At 70.7% G+C, this 21,928-nt stretch carries 18 protein-coding genes and 1 pseudogene; 6 read left to right on the plus strand and 13 right to left on the minus strand.

Going from position 1 to position 21,928, the window contains the following annotated elements; all coding sequences use genetic code 11:
* The first annotated feature begins 126 nt into the window (after positions 1 to 126).
* A complete protein-coding gene (locus tag OHT76_RS37135) occupies positions 127 to 939 on the plus strand; it encodes a DUF3152 domain-containing protein (protein WP_328875256.1) in 813 nt (270 codons plus the stop codon).
* Here OHT76_RS37135 and OHT76_RS37140 read toward each other — a convergent pair whose 3' ends face one another.
* The 4 genes from OHT76_RS37140 to absR1 form a co-directional block, all read right to left on the minus strand.
* Entirely contained in the window at positions 940 to 1,701 is a 762-nt protein-coding gene (locus tag OHT76_RS37140; protein ID WP_328875257.1) for an NPP1 family protein, read from the minus strand. It lies immediately after the preceding gene.
* 13 nt (positions 1,702 to 1,714) lie between these two features.
* Positions 1,715 to 2,830: a glycoside hydrolase family 19 protein gene (locus tag OHT76_RS37145; RefSeq protein WP_328875258.1), complete on the minus strand. Its 1,116-nt coding sequence runs from the start codon at positions 2,828 to 2,830 to the stop codon at positions 1,715 to 1,717.
* Between the two features lie 17 nt (positions 2,831 to 2,847).
* Positions 2,848 to 5,031 carry an RICIN domain-containing protein gene (locus OHT76_RS37150; protein ID WP_328875259.1) on the minus strand — a complete coding sequence of 728 codons (2,184 nt, stop codon included), beginning with the start codon at positions 5,029 to 5,031 and terminating at the stop codon, positions 2,848 to 2,850.
* Positions 5,032 to 5,234: 203 nt separating this feature from the next.
* The gene (absR1, locus tag OHT76_RS37155) at positions 5,235 to 6,320 is read right to left on the minus strand and encodes a beta-glucuronidase AbsR1 (protein WP_328875260.1); all 1,086 of its coding nucleotides are present in this window, start codon (positions 6,318 to 6,320) and stop codon (positions 5,235 to 5,237) included.
* A gap of 97 nt (positions 6,321 to 6,417) precedes the next feature.
* Here absR1 and OHT76_RS37160 point away from each other — a divergent pair, with 97 nt between their 5' ends.
* On the plus strand, positions 6,418 to 8,187 hold the full coding sequence (locus OHT76_RS37160) for a LuxR family transcriptional regulator AbsR2 (RefSeq protein WP_328875261.1): 1,770 nt from the start codon (positions 6,418 to 6,420) through the stop codon (positions 8,185 to 8,187).
* 25 nt (positions 8,188 to 8,212) lie between these two features.
* On the opposite strand, the gene OHT76_RS37165 is transcribed toward OHT76_RS37160, so the two are convergent.
* Positions 8,213 to 10,819 carry a CHAT domain-containing protein gene (locus tag OHT76_RS37165; RefSeq protein WP_328875262.1) on the minus strand — a complete coding sequence of 869 codons (2,607 nt, stop codon included), beginning with the start codon at positions 10,817 to 10,819 and terminating at the stop codon, positions 8,213 to 8,215.
* Positions 10,820 to 10,928: 109 nt separating this feature from the next.
* Here OHT76_RS37165 and OHT76_RS37170 point away from each other — a divergent pair, with 109 nt between their 5' ends.
* Genes OHT76_RS37170 through OHT76_RS37180 form a run of 3 tightly spaced genes read left to right on the plus strand, consistent with a single transcriptional unit; the run spans position 10,929 to position 13,482 of the window.
* Positions 10,929 to 12,368: a S8/S53 family peptidase gene (locus OHT76_RS37170; protein WP_328875263.1), complete on the plus strand. Its 1,440-nt coding sequence runs from the start codon at positions 10,929 to 10,931 to the stop codon at positions 12,366 to 12,368.
* A 59-nt stretch (positions 12,369 to 12,427) separates the two neighbouring features.
* Positions 12,428 to 13,003 (plus strand): RNA polymerase sigma factor, encoded by a 576-nt coding sequence (locus tag OHT76_RS37175; protein ID WP_328875264.1) that lies wholly within the window; start codon positions 12,428 to 12,430, stop codon positions 13,001 to 13,003.
* 11 nt (positions 13,004 to 13,014) lie between these two features.
* A complete protein-coding gene (locus tag OHT76_RS37180; RefSeq protein WP_328876718.1) occupies positions 13,015 to 13,482 on the plus strand; it encodes a hypothetical protein in 468 nt (155 codons plus the stop codon).
* Positions 13,483 to 13,489: 7 nt separating this feature from the next.
* Here OHT76_RS37180 and OHT76_RS37185 read toward each other — a convergent pair.
* The 7 genes and pseudogenes from OHT76_RS37185 to OHT76_RS37215 form a co-directional block, all read right to left on the minus strand.
* Positions 13,490 to 13,759: pseudogene (locus OHT76_RS37185) on the minus strand (hypothetical protein); the annotation flags it as partial.
* A complete protein-coding gene (locus tag OHT76_RS37190; protein WP_328875265.1) occupies positions 13,707 to 13,850 on the minus strand; it encodes a hypothetical protein in 144 nt (47 codons plus the stop codon). The pseudogene OHT76_RS37185 and the gene OHT76_RS37190, both read right to left, overlap by 53 nt.
* Positions 13,851 to 13,905: 55 nt before the next feature.
* The gene (locus OHT76_RS37195; protein WP_328875266.1) at positions 13,906 to 14,688 is read right to left on the minus strand and encodes an N-formylglutamate amidohydrolase; all 783 of its coding nucleotides are present in this window, start codon (positions 14,686 to 14,688) and stop codon (positions 13,906 to 13,908) included.
* A gap of 9 nt (positions 14,689 to 14,697) precedes the next feature.
* Positions 14,698 to 15,258, minus strand: coding sequence for a DinB family protein (locus OHT76_RS37200; RefSeq protein WP_443049882.1), 561 nt, complete (start codon positions 15,256 to 15,258; stop codon positions 14,698 to 14,700).
* A 66-nt stretch (positions 15,259 to 15,324) separates the two neighbouring features.
* A complete protein-coding gene (locus tag OHT76_RS37205; protein ID WP_328875268.1) occupies positions 15,325 to 15,966 on the minus strand; it encodes a DUF6193 family natural product biosynthesis protein in 642 nt (213 codons plus the stop codon).
* Between the two features lie 116 nt (positions 15,967 to 16,082).
* A complete protein-coding gene (locus OHT76_RS37210; RefSeq protein WP_328875269.1) occupies positions 16,083 to 16,433 on the minus strand; it encodes a twin-arginine translocation signal domain-containing protein in 351 nt (116 codons plus the stop codon).
* A 155-nt stretch (positions 16,434 to 16,588) separates the two neighbouring features.
* Positions 16,589 to 18,808, minus strand: coding sequence for an NADP-dependent isocitrate dehydrogenase (locus tag OHT76_RS37215; RefSeq protein WP_328875270.1), 2,220 nt, complete (start codon positions 18,806 to 18,808; stop codon positions 16,589 to 16,591).
* 239 nt (positions 18,809 to 19,047) lie between these two features.
* Between OHT76_RS37215 and OHT76_RS37220 the strand changes: the two genes are divergently transcribed.
* Positions 19,048 to 20,583, plus strand: coding sequence for a M1 family metallopeptidase (locus OHT76_RS37220; RefSeq protein ID WP_328875271.1), 1,536 nt, complete (start codon positions 19,048 to 19,050; stop codon positions 20,581 to 20,583).
* Positions 20,584 to 20,587: 4 nt separating this feature from the next.
* Here OHT76_RS37220 and OHT76_RS37225 read toward each other — a convergent pair whose 3' ends face one another.
* Complete coding sequence (locus OHT76_RS37225; RefSeq protein WP_328875272.1) at positions 20,588 to 21,685, minus strand: mechanosensitive ion channel family protein; 1,098 nt, start codon at positions 21,683 to 21,685, stop codon at positions 20,588 to 20,590.
* Positions 21,686 to 21,928 lie beyond the last annotated feature (243 nt).

A 21,928-nucleotide genomic window follows, 5' to 3' on the forward strand; every position in this document is an offset into this window, starting at 1 on the left:
GTAAGAGGCCCGACCGCCTGGGATTTTGTTACGGGACGATCATATAAACCCGCACAGGATCGCGCGTTATCGTTTCGTTATCGCTTGAGCCAGGTTCGATCACACTGCGATCACAACCTGACGGCCATGACCACGCGCAGAGCACACGCGTCCCCGAGCAAGCGGAAGGGACCGCTGTGGGGAGGCCTGGCCGCACTGGCCGTCCTGGGGGCGGCCGGGTTCGCGGCGGTGGACCGGATCGAGCGGCCCACCGCAGCCGGCGCCGCTCCCACCGAGCGCGCCGAGGCCGGCGCAGCCTCCGCCCGGCCGACGGACACCCCCCGTCCCAGCCCCAGCCCCACGCCCAGCCCCTCCGCCGAGCCCGACATCCCGTCCACGGGACCGGGTACGTTCACCGCCGCGACCGGATCGAGCGCCAAGGCAGGTTCAGCAACACCCCTGCGCTACCGGGTCGAAGTCGAGGACGGCCTCGACCTCTCTGCCGCGGAAGTCGCCCGACAGGTCGAGCGCATCCTGGCCGACCCACGCGGATGGACCGCGGACGGCCACTCCGCATTCCAGCGGGTGCCGAACGGCCCGACCGACTTCGTCGTGAAGGTCGCGACACCCGGCACCGTGGACGAGATCTGCGGACAGTACGGCCTGGACACCGGCGGCGAGGTCAACTGCAATGTGGGCCGGAGCGTGATGGTGAACCTCAAGCGTTGGCTGCTGGCAACCCCCGTCTACGCCAAGGACGTCACCGCCTACCGCGCCCTGATCATCAACCACGAGGTGGGCCACTTCCTCGGCCATGGGCACGTCGGCTGCCCGGGCGCAGGAGAACCGGCCCCCGTGATGATGCAGCAGATCAAGGGCATGCACGGGTGCACGCCCAATGTCTGGCCGTACGACGAGAAGGGCCGGTACCTGACAGGACCGGCCCTTCCCTCTGGTTGATCAGGCGTACGGGTCGAACGGGATCCCGGACGGCTTGGAGTAGGCGAGGGCGTACTGGAAGTCGCCGTCGTCGATCTTGATGCTGGCCGAGCCGAAGTCCGCGCTCAGGAGCTTGTCGCGGTATCCGGCCGGGTAGCCGTTCCAGCCGACGAGCCGCGGGAAGAACCAGTTGCCCGTGGCGTTCTCGGCCGGCTCGTCATTGCTGTTGGCGAAGCGGAAGCAGTGACTCGATACGCCGTCCTTGTGGTAGACGATCTTCGGGTGGGTGCCGTCGAAGCGGATCGCCGAACGGGCCGCCACCTGATACGTGTTGTGCTGGGACACCGACACGTACTGGACCTCGTTGTTGTTGACCCACACCACCACGTGCTCCCAGTCGTGGGTGTGCCCGAGGGCGGCCGGGCCCAGGGTGATCTGGTCCTTCTCGAAGTAGCTGGCGTACATCACGGCACACCAGCCGTTGTTGCACTTGGCCCGCGAGTAGGTGTTGGCACTCGCCAGCTGGGCGTAGTCGTGGCACTGGCCGTTGACGTCGCCGCCCAGCTGCAGGCCGGGGTTGAGCGTGCCGTCGGCGCCGATGGCGGCGGTCGTGTAGCAGCCGTCGCCGTCGTAGTCGTAGGCGGGGGAGAAGGTCTGCTCCAGACCGTCGGCGTTCTGGGGCAGCGGGGTCAGGACACTGGCGTGGGCACTCGCCGGTACCGCCACGACGAGCGTCAGCGCGCCGAGGGTGCCGAGGAGCAGCTTGCTCAAGGATCTGCGCATCACGTCACCCGGTTCAGCAGTAGAGGTTGCCGCCCGGCGAGACGCCGAGGATCGAGGTGAACCGGTTGTACGCGTCGACTCGGCTCTGGACCTGCGCCGGGTTCCTGCCGTCGCACTCCAGGGAGCCGTTGATGGAGCGGATGGTCTGGCCGAAGCCGGCCTGGTTGACCATGGCGTTGTGCGGGGTCATGGTGCCGGGGCCGGTCTGGGTGTTCCAGTACCACAGGCCGGTCTTCCAGGCGACGGAGGCGTCGTTCTGCACCAGCCAGGGGTTGTTGAGCAGGTCGATGCCGAGCGCGTCCCCGGCCGCCTTGTAGTTGAAGTTCCAGGACAGCTGGATGGGGCCACGCCCGTAGTAGGCGGCTTGGCCGGCCGGGCAGCCGTACCACTGGCTCCAGTCGCAGTAGTTGGGGTAGTTCGCGGTGTTCTGCTCGACGATGTGGACCAGACCGCCGGTCTCGTGGTTGACGTTGGCGAGGAAGGCGGCGGCCTCCTGCTTCTTCACGGTGTCGCTGCCGGTGTTGGCGAATCCGGGGTACGCGCTGAGCGCCGCGGTGAGCCCGCTGTAGGTGTAGAAGGAATTCCGGTTCGGGAACATCTGGTTGAACTGGGCCTCGGTGACCACGAACCCGGACGGGTTGGTGCCGCCTCCGCTCGCGGGCGCGGTCCACTTCTGGTTCGCGCCGCCGGAACAGGTCCAGATCTGCAGCCGGGTGCCGTTGGCGCTGCTGTTGTCACGGACGTCCAGGCACTTGTTCGCGGCCGGGTTCACGATGTCCCGCGCCGAGGTGACCACCCATTGCTGGTTGGCACCGCCGGAGCAGTCCCACAGCTGGACCGCGGCGCCGTCCGCGGTGCTGCGGTCGACGACGTCCAGACACTTGCCGAGCGCGCGCAGGGTCCCGTCACCGGAGTTGGACCAGATCTGGGCGCCGGAACCATTGCAGTCGTAGAGCTGTACGGCGGTGCCGTTGGCGCTGCTCGCGCCGGCCACGTCGACGCACTTGCCGGCGAGGCCGGTGATCGCCCCGGAGGCGGCCTGTGCGGGAGTCGCGGTGAACAGTGCGGCGAGGAGGGCGGCGAGCACGGCGAGAACCGTGCTCCGTCCTATGACGCGGGGGGTGGACATGAGGAACGAGGCTCCTTCTACGGGTAGTTGCTGAGGTTGGCCACGTTGGTGGTGGAGTTGGACGGTCCGCCGCGGTCGTTGATGACATGCCGGATGGTGCCGGTGCCGCCGAGGGAGACCGTCACCATGCTGGTGAAGCGGACGCCCGCGTTGTTCGGAGCCTCGAAGGCGCGCTCGGCGGTGACGCTAGGGTTGACGTTGAAGTAGCAGTAGCTGCCGAGGCCGTAGGCCTGGTGGGTCGTGACCGAGTCGGCGACCTTGTAGGCGGCGTAGCCCTGGGTGGAGCCGTTCATCCAGGCGGCCTGGTTGGGCGGGTCGTACGGCATCTCGTTCTGGTAGAAGTACGTCCGGCCGCCGTTGCCGTTCCAGATGGTCTGGTACTTCTGGTAGTGCTCGACGAACAGGCCGTACATGGTGACGTTGTCACCGTTGACGATCAGGCCGGTGTCCCCGGTGTTGCTGGTCCACCCGATGCCGGAGCCGTGATCGCCGCGCCAGATCCAGGTGTGGTCGCCGATGACGTGGTCGCTGTTGACGACGAGGCTGGTGGTCGCCTTGCCGACGGCGGCGCCGCCGACGCGGAAGTACACGTCGTGCAGGGACGTCGGGTTGGCGGCGTGCGAGGCGGACGCGTTCGCCGGGCCGACCTCCATCAGGGTGGGCGAGTTGGTGGTGCCCGCGTCGAAGAGGATGCCCGCGACCTTCACTCCGTCGACGTCGGCGACCTTCATGGCGGTGATGCCGTTGTCCGGGATGAACGTGGCGAGGCCGAGCCCGAGGACAACGGTGTCGGCGCGGTTGACCTGCAGCGTCTGGTTGAGGTGGTACACGCCCGGGGTGACCAGGAGGTTCTTGCCTGCCGCCAGCGCCGCGTTGATGTCCGCCGCGGTCGCGCCCGGCTTGACGACGTAGAAGGAGTCCAGGGACAGCGAGCTTCCGGACGGGGAGCCGTTCGCCCAGCTGGTCGCCGTGGAGTTGGAGCGAAGCGACGGCACGAACACCTTGTAGGCGCCGTCGCCGTCGACGTACAGGAACGGCTTTTCGCGGGTGACCGGACTCTGCGCGACCGTCGTGTACGGCGGGTTGGGGAAGCTGGTGCCCGGGACGCCCTGGCTGCCGACGAAGACCATGTTCCAGTTGGAGCCGGTCCAGCTGCCGAGCTGGGAGTTGCGGGTCAGCCACTGCTGCTGGGTACCGGAGTTGACCTGTCCGTCGATCTTGCTGTCGGCGAGGAGGCCGCCGCTGGACCAGCCGCCGTCGTCCAGGGCGAGGTTGCCGCGCAGATGCATCCGGCGGTACGGCGCCGCCTGGGAGACCGCCCAACGGTCCCTGCCGTTCGTCGGGTTGACCGAGAGGTTCTCGGCGCCGCGCCAGAAGTTCTGGGTGGCGTTCTGCGGCGGGAACCAGTCGGCCTCGGCGTGCACCGCGCCGTTGATGGTGACCGCGTCGGGGGACAGGCCGAGGCCCGCGACCTGGGTGTAGAAGCCGACGTTGACGTCCGCGCTGTAGGCGCCCGGCTTGAACAGCACGGCGTGGCGCTGGGAGCCGAACTGATTGGTCTCCTGCTGCTGGAAGATCGTGTTCAGCCGGGACTGGATCGTCGAGGACGACATCGAGGGGTCGAAGACGGCGACGTTCGGACCGAGGTCCGGATTGGCCGTCGACTGGGTCACCGGCACCACCTGGAACCGCTGGGCCGCGCTGCCGTTGCAGGTGTACTGCACGAACTGGACGCTGTCGGCGGTCGATGCGCCCGGGTCGTCCAGGCACTTGCCGCTGTGCCGATTGACGAAGTGATAGGCGCCGCCGCCCTCGTCGACCGGCAGCCACTGCTGGTTGGCGCCGCCGCCGTAGGTCCACAGATGGACGGGCGCGTTGTCGGCCGTGGACACGTCCGCGACGTCCACGACCTGGTTGGTGCTGTTGGCGTTGTTGATCCGGACGTAGCCGTCACTGGTCGCGGTGAGGCTCCACCGCTGGGCGGTGCTGCCGTTGCAGGAGTACTGCTGGACGACGGTGCCGTTGGCGGTACCGGCCGCACGGGCGTCAAGGCATCTGCCGCTCGCGGCGTTCATGACGGTGGCGAATCCGGTGGGCAGCGCCTCGGCCGCGGCGTTCGCGGGCGTGGGGAGGGCGCTGAGCAGACCGGCGGACAGGGAGAGGACAGCGAGGGAGACGGCCGGGGGGTGGGATCTTGGCATGCCCACGGAACCTAAAGGTATGGACCACTTGCGTCAAGAGGTGAAGTAAGGTTTGATGAAAGTGAGTTGCCGCATCGGTCGATAACCTCGCAGAACGCAAACGCGGCCGGGATCGTCCCCCTCCCCCGAAGGTGACGATCCCGGCCACTCCCCCGGCGCCGGACTGGTGGTCCGTCCGCCCGCGTGCGGCTGTACCCGTGCCGTTACCAGCACATCACCGCGGTTTCCCCCGATCCCCAGGTGGAGTACAGGCGCACACGGACGAAGTAGCGGCGGCCCTTGACGAGATGGGCCTTGATCGTGGCGTTGCCAGGCGTGCCCCCGTCGTCCTGGCCGGTGAGGTAGCGGGGTTCGCCGTCCCGTTCCTCGAAGACGACCACGACGGTGTCGCTGTCGCCGAAGGTGGCCACCGTGTACTCACGGGTCTCCGGCGGCTCGACGGCGAAGTCGGCCTGCTCACCCGGGCCGAGACCGATCGGTGCCGAGTGGAACGGCACCAGCGCGGGCGGCCGCGGCGGACCGGCCGGCGGGTACCAGCGCAGGACGTACTCCTTGTCGGCGGGGGAGAGCGCGCCGGGCGGGTTCAGACCCGCGCGGAACTGCTCGGGCTCCAGGATGAGCCCCGCCTCGAAGGGGTACTCCATGATCGACTGCGGGTCCCAGACGGTGCCGTTGACCTCGTCCGGGTCCAGCTTGCGCAGGATGTTGAAGAACGTCGTCTCCCGGCTCCAGAAGTTCGGCGGGCCCGCGAGGTCCGCGAACACGGCCTCGTCGTCCCAGTGGATGCCGGCGAACGGGCTCTGATGCTCGTGCAGCATGCCGAGCGCGTGCCCGATCTCGTGCAGGGCCGTCCCGCGCTCCGAAGGCACGGTCAGGTCCCAGCCGAAGTTCATGGTGCGTTCGTTCAGACCGACCTGGAGCGCGTCCTTGCCCACGGTCGACCACGAACCGTCACCCAGCTGGAACCCGATCCGCAACTCGGCCTCCGAGCGGTCCGAGACCTCGGCGAACAACACCCCGATGCCAAGGCCCTGCCACTCCTGGAAGCACTCGCGCACCACGTCCTGCTGCTCCTTCGAGCCGACCCACGACACCCGCCGGGACCCCCCGGTCCCCGGTACGGGAATCACGGACGCGTCGCTGTCGCCGTCGAAGAAGTAGTAGTGCAGGACCGTGTGGTTGGCCCACATCCGGCGGCCGCCGATGAGCGCGCGCTGCCGCTCGGCGGTCAGCCCCGGTGCCAGAAGGGGGGCCGACTGCTGCGCGAGGGAGCAGTAGCGAGCGGTCATGCGGCAAGGTTGCCGTGGCGGCCCGCCCCGCGCCTGAGTCGGGGGCTACTCAAGTCCCCGTGTATCAAGTGTGAGTAACCGCGCTCATGTAGATGTGATGACATTCGAACGGGATGCGAAGACCCTTGAACTGCCCTGGCCGTTCAGCGGACGGGACAGCGAAGTCGAGTTGATCCGCCGGTCCCTGTCCGCCGGCCGGCACGGCATCGTGGTGACCGGACCCGCGGGCTGCGGCAAGACCCGGCTCGTCACCGAGGCCACCCGTGGCACCGACTGCGCCAAGGTGGCCGGCACGCCCGAGGCCCGCACCATCCCCTTCGCCGCCTTCGCGCACCTGCTGCCCGAAGAGGTCACCCTGCACCGGGCCGTGCAACTTCTCTCCTCCGTACGGCTGTTGCTCGTCGACGACGCACACCTCCTCGACGACGCCTCCGCCGCACTCGTCCATCAGCTGGCCGTACAGGGCCGCACCCGGCTCCTGGTCGTCGCCACCGACGGCGTCCCCGCGCCCGGCGCGATCTCCCGCCTGTGGACCGGCGAACTGCTGCCCCGCCTCACCCTGGACCCGCTGCCCCAGGAGGCGACGGCACACCTGCTCGGCGGCGGCCTCGATCCGCTCACCGTGAACCGGCTGCACCGCCTGTGCCAAGGTGATCTACGGCTGCTGCGCGACCTGTTGGGCGCGGTGCGCGAGCGCGGACTGCTCACCCGGGTCCCGGACGCGGACACCTGGGCCTGGCGGGGCCCGCTGCCGCTGACGGCGACCGTACGCGAGCGCACCGCGCACGTCCTGGACCGCGCCCACCCCGAGGAGGGCGAGACCCTTGAACGCCTGGCCTTCGGCGAACCCCTCGCCCCGCACATGGACCTCTTCGACCTGTGGGCCCTCGAACGCCTGGAAGCCGACGGCCTGATCCGCATCGACGACCAGGGCGCCGTCCGCCTCGCCCACCCCCTGCACGGCCCGGTGCTGCGGGCCGCGGCCGGCCGGCTCCGGGCGAGGCGCCTGGCCCGCACCCCGGACCAGTGCGCGGCGGCCCTCGACGCCGAGGCGGCCGTACTGGCACGCAGTGTCCGACTGGCCGACGTACGGGCGGTGTCGGCGCCCGTGGGGGAGTGGCTGGTGGACGAAGGGGCGCGGGTCCCGGCCGGGTACGCGGCCGTACGCGCCCGGTTCGCACGGATCGGCGGGCGGTTGCGGGAGGCGGAGGCGTGGGCCAGGGAGGGCCTGCGGGATGCGCCGGAGGACCGGTTCTGCCGCGATGAACTCGCCCTGGCGGCGGCGCAGTCGGGCGAGGTGACGGCCGTGGCCGACGACGTCAGGAACGGCTGGCCCGCCGTCGCGCGCGGTGACATCGACGCCGCCCTGGCAAGTGTGGAGCCGTACGACGCCGTACGCCTCGGCGCTCCCGAACGCGCCGCCGGACGGCTCGACGGCGTCTTCGCCCAGCACGCCGACGCGCTCGCCCGCGGCGACGGCCCCGCGCTGGACCGGGCCGCCGAGGCGCTCCAGGAGCGCGGGCTGCTGCTGTACGCGGCCGAGGCGCACGCCCAGGCCGTACGGGCCCACCGCGACCCCCGGGCCGCCCGGACCTCCCGCACCCGTGCCGTCGCCCTCGCCCGCCGCTGCCAGGGCGCCCGCACCCCCGCCCTGTCCGGCCTGGTCCTCGGCGAACTCACCGCCCGCCAACGCCAGATCGTCACCCTGGCCGCCGCAGGCCTCAGCAACCGCCAGATCGCCGAACGCCTCACCCTGTCCGTCCGCACGGTCGGCAACCACCTCTACAGCGCGTACGCCCGCCTCGGCGCGAGCGACCGGGGCGCCCTGCCATGGCTGGTGGAACTGCCGGACGCGCAACCGGCGTGAGATCCGAGGGAGTCAGGCCGCGCCCTCAAGCCGCCCCGAACGCCGAGAACGCCCACCCCGTAGCCTGATGCACCGCATCCCCCGGCAACGCCCCGCGCGCGTCACGCAGTGCCTCTGCCAAGGACAGCCCCGCGGTCAGCCCCTTGTGCAGCGCGACCATCAGCGGCACCACCGCGGCGTCGTTGACGGGGGCGGTGCACGCCACCACCCCCGCCGTGCCCAGCGGGAGCAACGCCGTGACCAGACCGAGGAGTTCGTCGGCGCCCACCGAGGCGAAGCGGGCCGTGTCGCAGCAGGAGAGGATGATGCGGTACGGGCTGCGGTCGAGGCGTTCGAAGTCGTGCACGATCAGCGGGCCGTCGGCCATCCGCAGTGCGGAGAACAGCGGGCTGTCCGCCCGGAAGGTGCCATGCGCTGCGATGTGCGCCAGCGCCGCCCCGTCCAGCTCCTCCAACACGCGCGGCACGCTCGCGTCGTCGTCCTCCAGCAGCGTCGGCGTGCCGTACCGTCCGGCCAGTTCGGGCACCTCCGCGCCACCGGTGGCAAGACCGGGGCCGCGCACCAGCACCTGGCGGCCCCCCGGCGGCGGCTCGGTCTCCCGGGCGCGCAGCCAACTGCTCGCCGACGGCGACACGCTGACCACCCGCTCCCGCAGCGACGGCAGCAGCGCCCACGGCACCCGGTGCAGCCGACCGGGCGGTACGACCACGACAGGGCCGGTGCCCAGATGCTCCGCCGCCGGGCCCAGCAGCAGCTCCTCAAGCCGTCGGCCCGACGCCTCCAGCACCGGCAGCCGCCCCTCGGCACCCGGGTGGGCCAGCCGTCGCAACCCGGCCTGCACATGCTCGGCCTCGGTCTCCGCGTCGGCGAGCAGCCCGCCCTCGTACCGCCGTACCCGCCCCTGCCCGCACAGCAGCACCTGCACCCGCCCGTCGACCACGACCAGTTCCAGGAGCCGGGTGTCGTCGCCGAGCCGTGCCAGCAGCCGCGCCGGATCGAAGCGGTCGCCGTCGCCGGGCTCCTCCCCGCGCATGTGCAGGGTGCGTGAGCGGATCTCCCGTTCCAGACGGCGCTGTTCACGCTCGAGAGCGAGCACGGGCCGCCCCTCCATGCGGGCTTCCTCCGCGCGGGCCGCGATCTCCCGGAAGGCCGTGAGTCCACTCTGCAGCGCGGGATCGGCGGGCGGCCGGGTCGGCGGGGCGCTCAGCACGGTGGCCCGCCAGCGCTCGCTCCACACCAGCAGCCGCCGCGGCCCCCCGGAGTCCAGGCTCACCCGCTGGGCCAGCGCGGCGAGTTCGGCGCCCTGAGCGGTGGCCCGGGCCCTGAGCTCGGAGGCGCCCAGCGTCGTACGGTGGTCGTCGAGCACGTCCAGGCCGCGTCGGCACGCCTCCAGGACCCCGCGCCCGGAACCGGCCGCCCGCGCCCGCAGCGCCTGCGCCGCCCAGCCGGTCATCCGCGCCAGCGGCGGCCCCGCGTGCCTGCTGCGGGCGGCGGTCCCCAAGTGCCGTTCGGCATCAGCCCGCCAGCCCAGCGCGAGCGCGATCCGGCCCGCGAGCAGGGATGCCTCGGGCGCGGCCGGAGCGCCGAAGGAGGCCAGCCGGTCGGCGACGGCGGCGGCGTCCGCGACCAGCCGTCCCGAGGCGCGCCCGGTGAGGAGCCGCGCCTCGATCAGCACCAGCCGGGCATGCGTCTCCCACCAGGTGCGCCGCTGCCCGGCGAACAGCCGTACCGCGAGCGCCGCGCGCGCGATGGCGGTGTGCGGATCGCCCGCGAGCCGGGCCGCCCGGGCCGCGACCAGCAGCAGCTCCGCCTTGCGCGTGGACTGCCCGCCGATCTCGTCGAGCACCCCGATCGCCGCGTCCGCCTCGGCGAGCGCCTCCGGGGCGAGTCCGGCGGCCATCAGCACCTCGCAGCGCCGGATGTCGAGCATGAACGTTGGCGTGCCGAGCTTGGCGTACCGCTCCTCGGCCTCGTCCAGCAGCCGCAGCGCGGCCGGGATGTCGCCCGACCGGAACGCGGCAAGGCCCCGGCTCTCCACGGCGTCCGCCTTGTCGTGCTCCTGGCCTGTGGTGTCCCACAGCGCCTCGGCCGCCGTGAAGTCCGCGTCCGCCCGCTCCACCGCGCCGAGCGCCAGATGCACGGTCGCCCGCAGGGTCAGCGCCCGCGCCGTCCAGATCACATCGTCCGCCTGCCGCAGCACCGGAATCGCCCGCCGTACGTCCTCCAGCGCCTCCCGGTGATGCCCCAGCACCCACCAGACGTACGCCCGCCGGTACAGCACCCGCGCGCGGGTGTGCCCCGTGCCGCGGGCGACGCCCCGCTCGAACGCGGCGAGACCCTGCCGGGTGCGGCCCGCGTGCACCAGCGCCACGCCGAGCGTGCCCAGCACGTCCGCCTCCCGGTCCGCCGAGTCCGCGCGCGCCGCGAGATCGCGGGCCCGCCGCAGATGGGCCAGCGCGAGCCGCAGATCGCCGAAGTCCCGCTGCCAGATGCCGATCACCTGATGGGCGACGGAGGCGTGCAGCGGTGAGGGATCGGCGCCGAGCACCTCTTCCGCCCCGGCCAGAGCCTCACCAGGAGCCGCGAACACCTTCGGCAGCAATTCGAGAACCGAGTCGCTTCCCGCTGTCACTCCACGGATGGTAGTGCTCCCTCTTGCCGCCCACACAGGTTTGGCGCTGTATCAATCGACGGCTCCGCGGCTCTGTCTGAAGACCGTCGTACCAGCGGGAGGACTCGCCATGGCACCACAGCGATTCAACGAACAGTTCGACCAGATCCAGCGCTCCATGCCCGACGTCCCTCTGGCGATGGGCCCCGACGACTCCGCCGAGTTCATGTACGAGAAGGGCGTCGTGCTGGCCAGGGACGGTGAGGAGGCCCGCGTCGTCGAGGACGCCGTGCGCGAGCACTTCACGACGTTCACCGGCCTGACCGCCGACCATGTGCGCCGGGCGAGCCCGGAGACCAACCGCTCCGGCATCACCCGGATCCAGGTCGGCGACCCCGGACACGGCGACCGGCGCGGTGACCGGGCCGTCGCCGGTGCGCTCAGGGCCCTGCGCTCGGCGGAGGGCCGGGCCGGACGGCGCCTGGTCAGCCGTAACCATGTGGTGTCCATCGCCGTCAACGCCTGCCCGGGCGACGAGCCCGTACCGGCCCCGCTCACCCAGCCGCCCAACCCCTCGGCGGCCGAAGGGCTTTACGACGCGGACACGGCCGTCGGCGTCCTCGTCATCGACACCGGACTGATGAAGGACTACCGCTCCTACCCGCTGCTCGCGCACACCGACGGCGACGCGCAGATCAAGGAGTGCGACGACGACGGCATACTCCAGCAGTACGTCGGACACGGCACGTTCATCGCCGGACTCGTCGCGGCCGTGTCGCCCAACACCGAGATCACCGTCCGCAACACCCTCAACGACGCGGGCGCGATCCTGGAGTCGGAGTTCGGCGACAAGCTCTTCGAGGCTGTCGACCGCGGCGGTTGGCCGGACATCCTCAGCCTGTCCGCCGGCACCTCCAACGGCCGTAACGACGGACTGCTCGGCCTCGACGCCTTCATGACGGAACTGCGCGCCCAGCGCACCCTGTTGGTCGCCGCCGCAGGCAACAACGCCAGCGCCACACCCTTCTGGCCCGCGGCCTACGCCGACCTCCCCGACTACGCCGACTCCGTGCTGTCGATCGGCGCGCTGCGCGGCGACGGCGAGCACGGCGCCTGCTTCAGCAACCACGGCGCCTGGGTGAAGGCCTACGCCCCCGGAGAGCGCCTCACCAGCTCGTTCACCGGGTTCGACGTGCCCGTTCCGTATGTGTACCAGCACTCCACCTACGACTCCTGCCGGTACGGCTTCGCCTACATGTGCACCTGCCAGTCGCCGCGGCACACCGGCCTGTTGAGCGAGGAGCGGGCCGCGACCACCACCGGCAAGCCGGACCAGGTGATGTTCGAGGGGTTCGCGCACTGGAGCGGCACCTCGTTCGCCACCCCCGTGGTCGCCGGCATGGTCGCCGCGCACATGGCCGCGCACAAGGAGACCGACCCCCGCGTCGCCCGGACCCAACTGCTCGCCGGGAACACCGAGTACGCGGAGGTGCGCGGGGCGCATGTGCCGGCGCTGCGCCCGCCCACCTGGCGCCCGGTCCCCGTCGTGCCGCTCACTCCTCCGGCATGAGGTTCGGAACCGCCCCCTCCGCGGCGTACGATGACTTGCCGTACACGAGGGGTGGGGCCGTGGATCGTGCAGATGTCGGCGCGCTCGTCCAGTCCGCCGTCGACGGTGAAGCGGCGGCCTGGAAGGCGCTCGTGGAAGGGCTGAGCCCGCTGGTGTGGTCGGTGGTGCGTTCCCACCGGCTCTCGGACGCCGACGCGCACGAGGTGTACCAGACCGTCTGGTTCCGCTTCGCCCAGCATCTGGGCCGTATCCGCGAACCGGACAAGGCCGGGTCATGGCTCGCCAGCACCGCCCGGCACGAGAGCCTGAAGGTCCTGAAGAACCTGCGGCGGCTCACGCCGACCGACGATCCGCAACTGCTGGACCGGGTCAGCGAGGACCGTACGCCCGAGGAGTCGCTCCTGGACTCCGAGGAGGCGGCCGCCCAGAGCGAGCGCGTCCGGTGGTTGTGGCAGGAGTTCGAGGAACTCGGGGACCGCTGCCGTCAGTTGCTGCGCGTGCTGATGTCCACACCGCCGCCCAGCTACCAGGAGGTGTCCGCCGCACTGGGCATCGCCGTGGGGAGCATCGGGCCACTGCGCCAGCGCTGTCTGCGCCGCCTGAGGGCACGACTCGACGCACGGGGAGCGCTGTGAACGACGACGACATGAACCATGAGCTCGACGCATTCGACGAGGACGGCTTCGACGGCGCGCTGCTGGAGGAGGAACTCCGGCGGGCCGCCGCCATCCTGGACCCGGTCCCGGCGGAACTGAGCCGGATCGCCGTCGACGCCTACGCCCTGCATGACCTCGACGCCCGTATCGCCGAGCTGACCTTCGACTCGGTGGTCGACGCCATCCCCGTAAGGGGAGCCACGGACGTGCCGCGGATGCTGACCTTCCGCGCGGGCGAGGTCACCGTCGACGTCGAGGTAACAGGTCAGGGCCTGATGGGGCAGGTGCTGCCGCCCCAGCCGGCCCGGATCGAGGTGCTCAGCGGCCCCCAGTCGGCGGCGCCCCTCACGGCGGACGCCATGGGCCGCTTCGCCAGCGACTCCCCACCCACCGGCCCGTTCGCGCTACGGCTGCGGACCGGCGGGGAGGTGGTCGTCACGGAGTGGCTACGCGCCTAGGGTCTGGTCACCAGGCGCAGGGCAGGGACTGCGGGCCGCGGATCATGGTCCTACGGCGCCACACCACCTGGTCGGGTGGCACCGCGAGCCGCAGTCCCGGCAGCCGCTCCAGCAGCTCGGGGCGGGTGAGCAGCAGATACAGCATCTGCCCGCAGTTGTGGGTGACGGCCTCGCCGCCGATCTGCAACGGTCCGGCGAGTCCGACGGCCTCGGTCTCGCTGATGTCACCGCGCTGCACGGCGGCCCCGAGCAGCGAGTACACATCGTCGCCGGTGCTGTGCGAAGTCGGTGCCGTCGAGGTCCAGCGCGGGCCAGTCCCGGACCGGGGGCGGGGCCTGGCCGGTGAGCGTGGTGGTCTCCTCAGTCATGCCACCACCCTCACCCCCCCGCCCCGCTGTCGCCCGGGAGTGCTCCAGCCGGTGGTCACCCGGGCAGAGCGTCGACCAGCCGCGCGAGCGCCGAGGCGAGCCGGTTGAGCCCCGGCCCGGCGGGCCCGCCCGGCTCGGTCATGTACGTGTCCCGCCGGATCTCCACCATCAGCGCACTGACCCGCGGATCGCTCCCGTAGAACTCCAGCGGCACGTACGTCCCGCTGAACGGGCTGTCGAGCCCGACGTCCCCGCACTCCTCGAAGGCCTCGCGGGCCGCGGCGAGCAGCCCCGGAGGCGTGTGAAAGGAGTCGGTACCGAGGCAGACGGGCGGCCGCGGCCCCTCGCCGTGCAGCTCATAGGGCAGGGCCCGGCTCGGATAGGAGTGCACATCCACGATCACGGCCCGCCCGGTGGCCGCGAGCCGCCCCGCGACGGCGTCGGTCATGGCCTGTGCGTAGGGCCGGAAGTACCGCGCGAGCAGCGGCTCGGGATCGCCGTCCGCCTCCCGCAGCACGTCCTTGTGCGTCGTCCGCGTGTATACGGCGCCCATGCCGACGGCGAGCATCTCCTCCCGCTCGTCGGGGAACCGCTCGGGGTCGACGACGAGCCGGGACAGCCGGTTGGCGAACACCCAGGGTGTGCGAGCACAAGCCGCCGCTGCCGCACCGGCGATCCGCTCGGTGTGCGAGTCGGTGATGTGATCGAGCTCCCGGGTGAGGGCCGCGTCCTCCAGCACGATGCCGGTGCGTACGTCGGCGGGTATCTCCCGTGCGGAGTGCGGGACATGAAGGATCACGGGGGAGTGGTCGGCACCGGGGGTGACAGTGAAGTTCATCGGTCGGTTCTACTGCCCCACCCGGCCGTCGACGCACTCGCGCAACAGGTCGGCGTGTCCGCAGTGCCGGGCGTACTCCTCGATGCGGTGGACCCACAGCTCACGGATGGAGTTCTCGTCCTTGCCCACCCGGGTACCCGGATCCGGATACCCGGCCAGCACGGCGTCCGTCGCCGCCTGTTCCCGGTGGAGGTCGGCGAACGCGCTGTCGACCAGTGCCTGTTCCGCGGCGACGTCGTCGAAGTCGGCGTCACGGACCCCGTACAGCTTCGGTTCCGGCTCGCCCGGCACGATCCAGTTCCGCCAGTCCCGCTCGACCTCGGCGAGATGGCGGACCAGACCGAGCAGCGACATGGTCGACGGCGGCACCGAGCGGCGCGCCAGCTGCTCCGGATCCAGCCCCTGGCACTTCATCTCCAGGGTCAGCCGGAAGTCCCGCAGGACGCTCCGGTACGTCTCCAACTCGCCGTCCGGACCAGGGCCCTCGTTCTCGCGGGGGTCCTTGTCGGGGTCCGCCCACATATCGGGGTACACGCTGGCCTGGGTCCACCGCTCGGGTACGTCAGTCACCCTGCTCACGATGATGATCAAAGGCGCGGCGCGCAAGCGATTATCGGCGCGCCGCCCAGCGGTGGGTCAGGCGCCTTCGAGGGATCGGAAGCCCGCCGCCGCGACCTCGAGTGCCTCGGTCAGTGAGGCGACTTCACGCAGGACTCCGGTCGGCAGCACGCTCACTCGGTAGTGGTCCTCGTCCTCCGACAGTGGGGTGATCTTCGCAAGGCCGGACTCCAGGTCGTGTTCGAACGGATTTCCGCTGAGCATCAGGCTGTGGTGGCTGATGTCCGGGTAGAACCTCCGCAGTTCAGGGTGGTCGTGGGCGGCCCGGAGGAGCGGGCGATCGGCCGAGTGCCAGTCGCTGGACAGCAGTTCGCGCCACTTCGCGGGGACGGGGTCCCCGTCCTCGAAGCCCTGCGCGAGTTCGCTCCAGCTCATGAACGGGAACCGATCGTGCAACTCCCGCAGTCGGCAGCCCTGGCGCCACAGACCCACCACTCCCATCACGGTGACGAGATCGTCCGTCCAGCCTTCCGACAGGGCGAACGTGCGCCGGAGCTGAATCCGCACATGGAAGTTGTCCACCGCGCGCGGGAACACGAGCACAGTCCCGCGCTCGGCAGGCGTCTCGGCCCCGGCGTCCGGTCCGGACACCGCCCGCAGCTCGCCCAAGTCGATGCCGTGCTCCCGCGCGATGCCCTCCAAACGCCGGACAAACTCCACAGACGCCCCATCGCCCGTCACCATGCACACCCCCACGATCACTGTCACTCGAACGGCCACGACAGGCCGGTGCGTGCGCCGGTCCGGTGTCCGGCGCACGCCGCCTTCTGGCTACGTCAGTTCAGCGGAGCCGGCAGGGGAGTGCCGTAGAAGGTGACCGGCGGCCAACCCCGGGACACGGCCAGCTCGTTGAGGAACTGGGCGATCTCCAGCGGGGCGATGGAGTACGACTCCGGTGCCTCGGACGTCGAGACGCGGAACTCGATGCGCACTTCCGCGGGGTTGTCGTTGATCTCCATGGAAGAACTTCCCTTGAAGAACGTGCCGGGCTCGAACTCGGTCGCCGTGGCCTCCGCGCCGGCCTCCGCCGCCTGGGCCGGCTGTGCTGACGCCGCGCTGCCGAGCACCGCCCCCGCCGCGGTCGTACCGGAATAGCCGAGCAGGGATCGTCTGGACAGGCTGGACATGGTTCCCCTCCCTGAGTGGCCGTACGGGTGTCTCCCGTGGCCGCGGGAGTGATCGTAAGCATGATCGACGGCCGCGCAGGGCTGAACGAGATCGTCCGGAAAAGCCGGAGGGCCGGCACCAGGTCGGTGCCGGCCCTCCGGATGAGCTCAAGGCATCAGCTCAGGGACGCCAGCGTCTCGTTCCAGGTGGCCGACGGGCGCATGACCGCCGCCGCCTTCGCCGGGTCCGGCTGGTAGTAGCCGCCGATCTCGGCCGGGGAACCCTGCACCGCGTTCAGCTCCTCGACGATCTTCTGCTCGTTCGTCGAGAGCGTCTCGGCGAGCGGGGCGAAGGCCTTCGCCAGCTCCGCGTCGTCGGTCTGCTTGGCCAGCTCCTGCGCCCAGTACAGGGACAGGTAGAAGTGGCTGCCGCGGTTGTCGATACCGCCGACGCGACGGGTCGGGGACTTGTCCTCGTTGAGGAAGGTCGCCGTGGCGCGGTCGAGGGTGTCGGCGAGGACCTGGGCCCGGGCGTTGCCCGTGGTCTTCGCCAGCTGCTCGAAGGAGGGGACCAGGGCGAAGAACTCGCCGAGCGAGTCCCAGCGCAGGTAGTTCTCCTTGACGAGCTGCTGGACGTGCTTCGGTGCGGAGCCGCCGGCGCCCGTCTCGAACAGACCGCCGCCCGCCATCAGCGGGACGACCGACAGCATCTTGGCGCTGGTGCCCAGCTCCAGGATGGGGAAGAGGTCGGTGAGGTAGTCGCGCAGGACGTTGCCCGTCACCGAGATCGTGTTCTCGCCGCGGCGGATGCGCTCCACCGACAGCTTGGTGGCCTCGACCGGAGCCAGGATGCGGATGTCCAGGCCCTCGGTGTCGTGCTCCGGCAGGTACGCCTTGACCTTGGCGATCAGGTTGGCGTCGTGCGCGCGGGTCTCGTCCAGCCAGAAGACGGCCGGGTCGCCGGTGGCACGGGCCCGGGTGACGGCCAGCTTCACCCAGTCCTTGATCGGCGCGTCCTTGGTCTGGCAGGCGCGGAAGATGTCGCCCGCGGAGACCGTCTGCTCGATGACCACGTCACCGTTCTGGTCGACCAGGCGGACCGTACCCGTCACCGGGATCTCGAAGGTCTTGTCGTGGGAGCCGTACTCCTCGGCCTTCTGCGCCATGAGGCCGACGTTCGGGACCGAGCCCATGGTCGACGGGTCGTAGGCGCCGTTGGCGCGGCAGTCGTCGATCGCGACCTGGTAGACGCCGGCGTAGGACGAGTCCGGCAGCACCGCGAGGGTGTCGGCCTCCTGGCCGTCCGGGCCCCACATGTGGCCGGAGGTGCGGATCATGGCCGGCATGGAGGCGTCGACGATGACGTCGGACGGCACATGCAGGTTGGTGATGCCCTTGTCGGAGTCGACCATCGCGAGGGCCGGGCCCTCGGCCAGCTCGGCGTCGAAGGAGGCCTTGATCTCGGCGCCCTCGGGCAGGCCCGCCAGACCCTTGTAGATACCGCCCAGACCGTCGTTCGGGGTCAGACCGGCGGCGGCGAGCTGCTCGCCGTACCGAGCGAACGTCTTCGGGAAGAAGGCGCGTACGACATGGCCGAAGATGATCGGGTCGGAGACCTTCATCATCGTGGCCTTGAGGTGCACGGAGAACAGCACGCCCTCGGCCTTGGCCCTGGCGACCTGCGCGGTCAGGAACTCGCGCAGCGCGGCGACGCGCATCACGGAGGCGTCGACGACCTCACCCGCGAGGACCGGCACCGACTCACGCAGCACGGTGGTGGAACCGTCGTCGCCCTTGAGTTCGATCCGCAGCGAACCGGCCTCGGAGATCACGGCCGACTTCTCGGTGGAGCGGAAGTCGTCCACGCCCATCGTCGCCACGTTCGTCTTGGACTCGGAGGTCCAGGCGCCCATGCGGTGCGGGTGGGTCTTGGCGTAGTTCTTGACCGAGGCGGGGGCGCGGCGGTCGGAGTTGCCCTCACGCAGGACGGGGTTCACGGCGGAACCCTTGATCTTGTCGTAGCGGGCCTGGATCTCCCGCTCCTCGTCGCTCTTCGGGTCGTCCGGGTAGTTCGGCAGCGCGTAGCCCTGGCCCTGGAGCTCGGCGATGGCCGCCTTCAGCTGCGGGATCGACGCCGAGATGTTCGGCAGCTTGATGATGTTGGCCTCGGGCGTCTTCGCGAGCTCACCGAGCTCGGCGAGGGCGTCCGGGATGCGCTGGTCCTCGGTCAGGTACTCCGGGAACACCGCGATGATGCGGCCGGCCAGCGAGATGTCCCGCGTCTGCACGGCGACACCCGCCTGCGAGGCGTATGCCTGGACCACCGGCAGGAAGGAATACGTCGCCAGGGCCGGGGCCTCGTCAGTGTGCGTATAGATGATGGTCGAGTCAGTCACCGGGTGCTCCGCTCCACGTCTGCAACATTGCTCGACATCAAGATATCTCGTGATCGCCCCCGACTCGACAGGGGTCCGCACACGGGCGGGCCGGGGGTCCGCACAGCGGCGGGACGGGTGGGACAGAAGTTTCGGGCGGAAGTGCAACCTCCACGCCCGCTCCGGCGGTCATGCAGGTGGATCACTCATCCCAGGCGATGGCCGGACCTGACCAGCCGGCCGCCGAGCGAAAGCAGACCATGAGATATCGCACCAGAGTGACAGCCCCGGCCGCCCTGATAGGCACCGCGGCGGCCCTGACCGTGGCACCTTCGGCCCACGCCGCTCCGGGGAAGAGCGGCACACCGGGCCCCGAGACCCTCGGCGACCCCGTCTACCCCGCCCTCGGGAACGACGGCTACCGCGTCTCGGCGTACCACCTCGATTTCTCCTACGACGCGACGACGCAGCTCGTCGACGCCACCGCGACCCTGCGGATCCGCACCACCCAGGCGCTGACGCGGTTCTCTCTGGACGCCCTCGGCCTGGACATCCGCGCCGTCCGCGTCGGCGGCCGCGCCGCGACCTTCGAGCAGGCCGGCGAGAAGCTGCGCATCACACCGGCCGTCACCCTGCCGAACAAGGCCGGCGTCACCGTCTGCGTGGAGTACTCCGCCGACCCGCGCCGGGCCCTGGCACACACCGGCTGGGTGCCCACCCCGGACGGTTTCGCGGTGGCCTGCCAGCCGGACTCCGCGCACACCGTCTTCCCCTGCAACGACCACCCGGTTGACAAGGCCGACTTCACCTTCCGGCTCACCGTCCCCACCGGGCTGCGCGGCGTCGCGAGCGGGCAGCTCGTGCGCACCGAGACCCTCGCCGGCGGCCGGACCGCGTACACCTACCGCTCCCGCTCGCCGATCGCCACGGAGGTCGTGCAGATCACCGTCGGCGACTACGTCATCAAGGACCGGCAGGGCCCGCACGGGCTGCCGCTCCGGGATGTCGTGCCGACCGCGCGGGCCGCCGCGCTGGAGCCCGCGCTCGCGCTCACCCCGGCCCTCGTCGAATGGGTCGAGCGGCGGCTCGGCGCCTACCCCTTCGAGACGTACGGCCTGCTGCCGTGCAACTCCGATCTCGCGGAGCCCTTCGGCTTCACCGGCCTGGAGACCCAGACGCTCACCATTTACCGGCCGAAGTACCTCCTCCAGGAGGAGTCGAAGATCGGCTCGCACATGATGCACGAGCTGGTCCACTCCTACTTCGGCAACAGCGTCAGCCCCGCCACCTGGGCCGACCTCTGGCTGAACGAGGGCCACGCCGACTTCTACGGGCTGCTCTACCGCTACGAGCGCGGCTGGCCCGACTCGATCGGCCTGACCTCCATGGAAGCGCGGATGAAGGACACCTACGCCAAGGGCGACCAGTGGCGCAGCACGTCCGGTCCGGTGGCCGCGCCGAACGCCGTCAACCTCTTCGACTCCCAGCGCTACCTGGGCGGCGTCCTCGTCCTGTACGCCCTGCGGCAGGCCGTCGGCGAGGACGCCTTCACGGCGCTCGAGCGCGCCTTCCTGGAGCGGTACCGCGACTCGTCGGCGACGACGGAGGACTACATCGCCGTCGCCTCCGAGGTGTCGGGGCAGGACCTGTCGGGCTTCCTGCGGGACTGGCTCTACGGCACGAAGACCCCGCGGATGCCCGGTCACCCGGACTGGACGGTGAACCCGGTGATGTCGTCGCCGAAGGCCGGACCGCGCAGGCGGGACGGCCACCACGACAACTCGGCGACCCTCTAGGACGTCAGTCGAGCCGGGCGGAGGGGAGTTCGCCCGGCTCGTTCTCCGGGCCGCGCTGCTGCGGAATCGCCACCGAGCCCTGCTGGAGCGCCACCGTCCGCGCGGGCGCCGGGATGCGGATGCCCTCCCGGCGGTAGCGCTTGTGCAGGCGCTTGATGAACTCGTGCTTGATCCGGTACTGGTCGCTGAACTCGCCGACGCCCAGGATGACGGTGAAGCCGATCCGGGAGTCGCCGAAGGTGTGGAAGCGGATGATCGGCTCGTGGTCCGGGAGGGCGCCCTCGACCTCCGTCATCACCTCGGCGATGACCTCGTTGGTCACCCGCTCGACCTGCTCCAGGTCGCTGTCGTAGGCGACCCCGGCCTGGAGCAGGATCGTCAACTCCTGCTCCGGGCGCATGAAGTTGGTCATGTTCGTCTTCGCGAGCTCCCCGTTGGGGATCACGACCAGGTTGTTGGACAGGTTACGGACCGTCGTCTGGCGCCAGTTGATGTCCTCGACGTAGCCCTCCTCACCACTGCTCAGCCGGATGTAGTCACCGGGCTGGACGGTCTTGGAGGCGAGGATGTGGATGCCCGCGAAGAGGTTGGCGAGCGTGTCCTGCAGGGCGAGCGCGACCGCGAGGCCGCCGACGCCCAGGGCGGTGAGCAGGGGCGCTATGGAGATGCCCAGGGTCTGGAGCACCACCAGGAAGCCGATGGCCAGGACCAGGATCCGGGTGATGTTGACGAAGATCGTGGCCGATCCGGCGACACCGGGCCGGGACTGGGTGACCGTCCGCATCACCCCGGCGATCCCGCGGGCCACCGCCAGCGTCACCACGAAGATGAGCAGCACGGTCAGGATCTGATTGACGTTGTGCTGAACCGTCTTCGTCAGCGGCAGCGCCGCCCCCGCGGAGGCCGCACCACCGAGGAACGCCGCCCACGGCACCACGGTCCGCAGCGTGTCCACGATGAGATCGTCGCCGCTCCAGCGCGTCCGGTCGGCATGCTTGCCCAGCCAGCGCAGCAGCATCCGGAGCAGAAACGCCGCCAACAGGCCGGCGGCCACGGCGATTCCGGCGATGACCAGGTCGTCCATGGTGAGATCCCGCTTCACCGGTCACCTCCGGGGTGGGTAGCGGCGGCGAAATACTCCGCCGACGACCGGATGTGAAGTTTCGTCACGTTGTCACCTGCTCGAATTCCGGGCTGCACAGTCGCACGCCGAACGGGCGCGACGGCTCATCCTGCCGTATCCCGCACAGCAGTTCGTACCAGGTGCGGGGTCTTCGGCCGCCGGCGCCGGAGGTGGGTGCTGAATCTGGCGGAGCGCGGACAGGGAACGGCCGTGCGCCCGCGT

It is taken from the genome of Streptomyces sp. NBC_00287, from assembly GCF_036173105.1.
Classification (GTDB): Bacteria; Actinomycetota; Actinomycetes; order Streptomycetales; family Streptomycetaceae; genus Streptomyces.

Excerpts from the sequence above, each read along its gene's own strand:
- OHT76_RS37135 (WP_328875256.1), top strand. The coding sequence starts at position 127 with ATGACCACGCGCAGAGCACACGCGTCCCCGAGCAAGCGGAAGGGACCG.
- OHT76_RS37140 (WP_328875257.1), bottom strand. The coding sequence starts at position 1,701 with ATGCGCAGATCCTTGAGCAAGCTGCTCCTCGGCACCCTCGGCGCGCTG.
- OHT76_RS37145 (WP_328875258.1), bottom strand. The coding sequence starts at position 2,830 with ATGTCCACCCCCCGCGTCATAGGACGGAGCACGGTTCTCGCCGTGCTC.
- OHT76_RS37150 (WP_328875259.1), bottom strand. The coding sequence starts at position 5,031 with ATGCCAAGATCCCACCCCCCGGCCGTCTCCCTCGCTGTCCTCTCCCTG.
- absR1 (WP_328875260.1), bottom strand. The coding sequence starts at position 6,320 with ATGACCGCTCGCTACTGCTCCCTCGCGCAGCAGTCGGCCCCCCTTCTG.
- OHT76_RS37160 (WP_328875261.1), top strand. The coding sequence starts at position 6,418 with ATGACATTCGAACGGGATGCGAAGACCCTTGAACTGCCCTGGCCGTTC.
- OHT76_RS37170 (WP_328875263.1), top strand. The coding sequence starts at position 10,929 with ATGGCACCACAGCGATTCAACGAACAGTTCGACCAGATCCAGCGCTCC.
- OHT76_RS37180 (WP_328876718.1), top strand. The coding sequence starts at position 13,015 with ATGAACCATGAGCTCGACGCATTCGACGAGGACGGCTTCGACGGCGCG.
- OHT76_RS37190 (WP_328875265.1), bottom strand. The coding sequence starts at position 13,850 with ATGACTGAGGAGACCACCACGCTCACCGGCCAGGCCCCGCCCCCGGTC.
- OHT76_RS37195 (WP_328875266.1), bottom strand. The coding sequence starts at position 14,688 with ATGAACTTCACTGTCACCCCCGGTGCCGACCACTCCCCCGTGATCCTT.
- OHT76_RS37210 (WP_328875269.1), bottom strand. The coding sequence starts at position 16,433 with ATGTCCAGCCTGTCCAGACGATCCCTGCTCGGCTATTCCGGTACGACC.
- OHT76_RS37220 (WP_328875271.1), top strand. The coding sequence starts at position 19,048 with ATGAGATATCGCACCAGAGTGACAGCCCCGGCCGCCCTGATAGGCACC.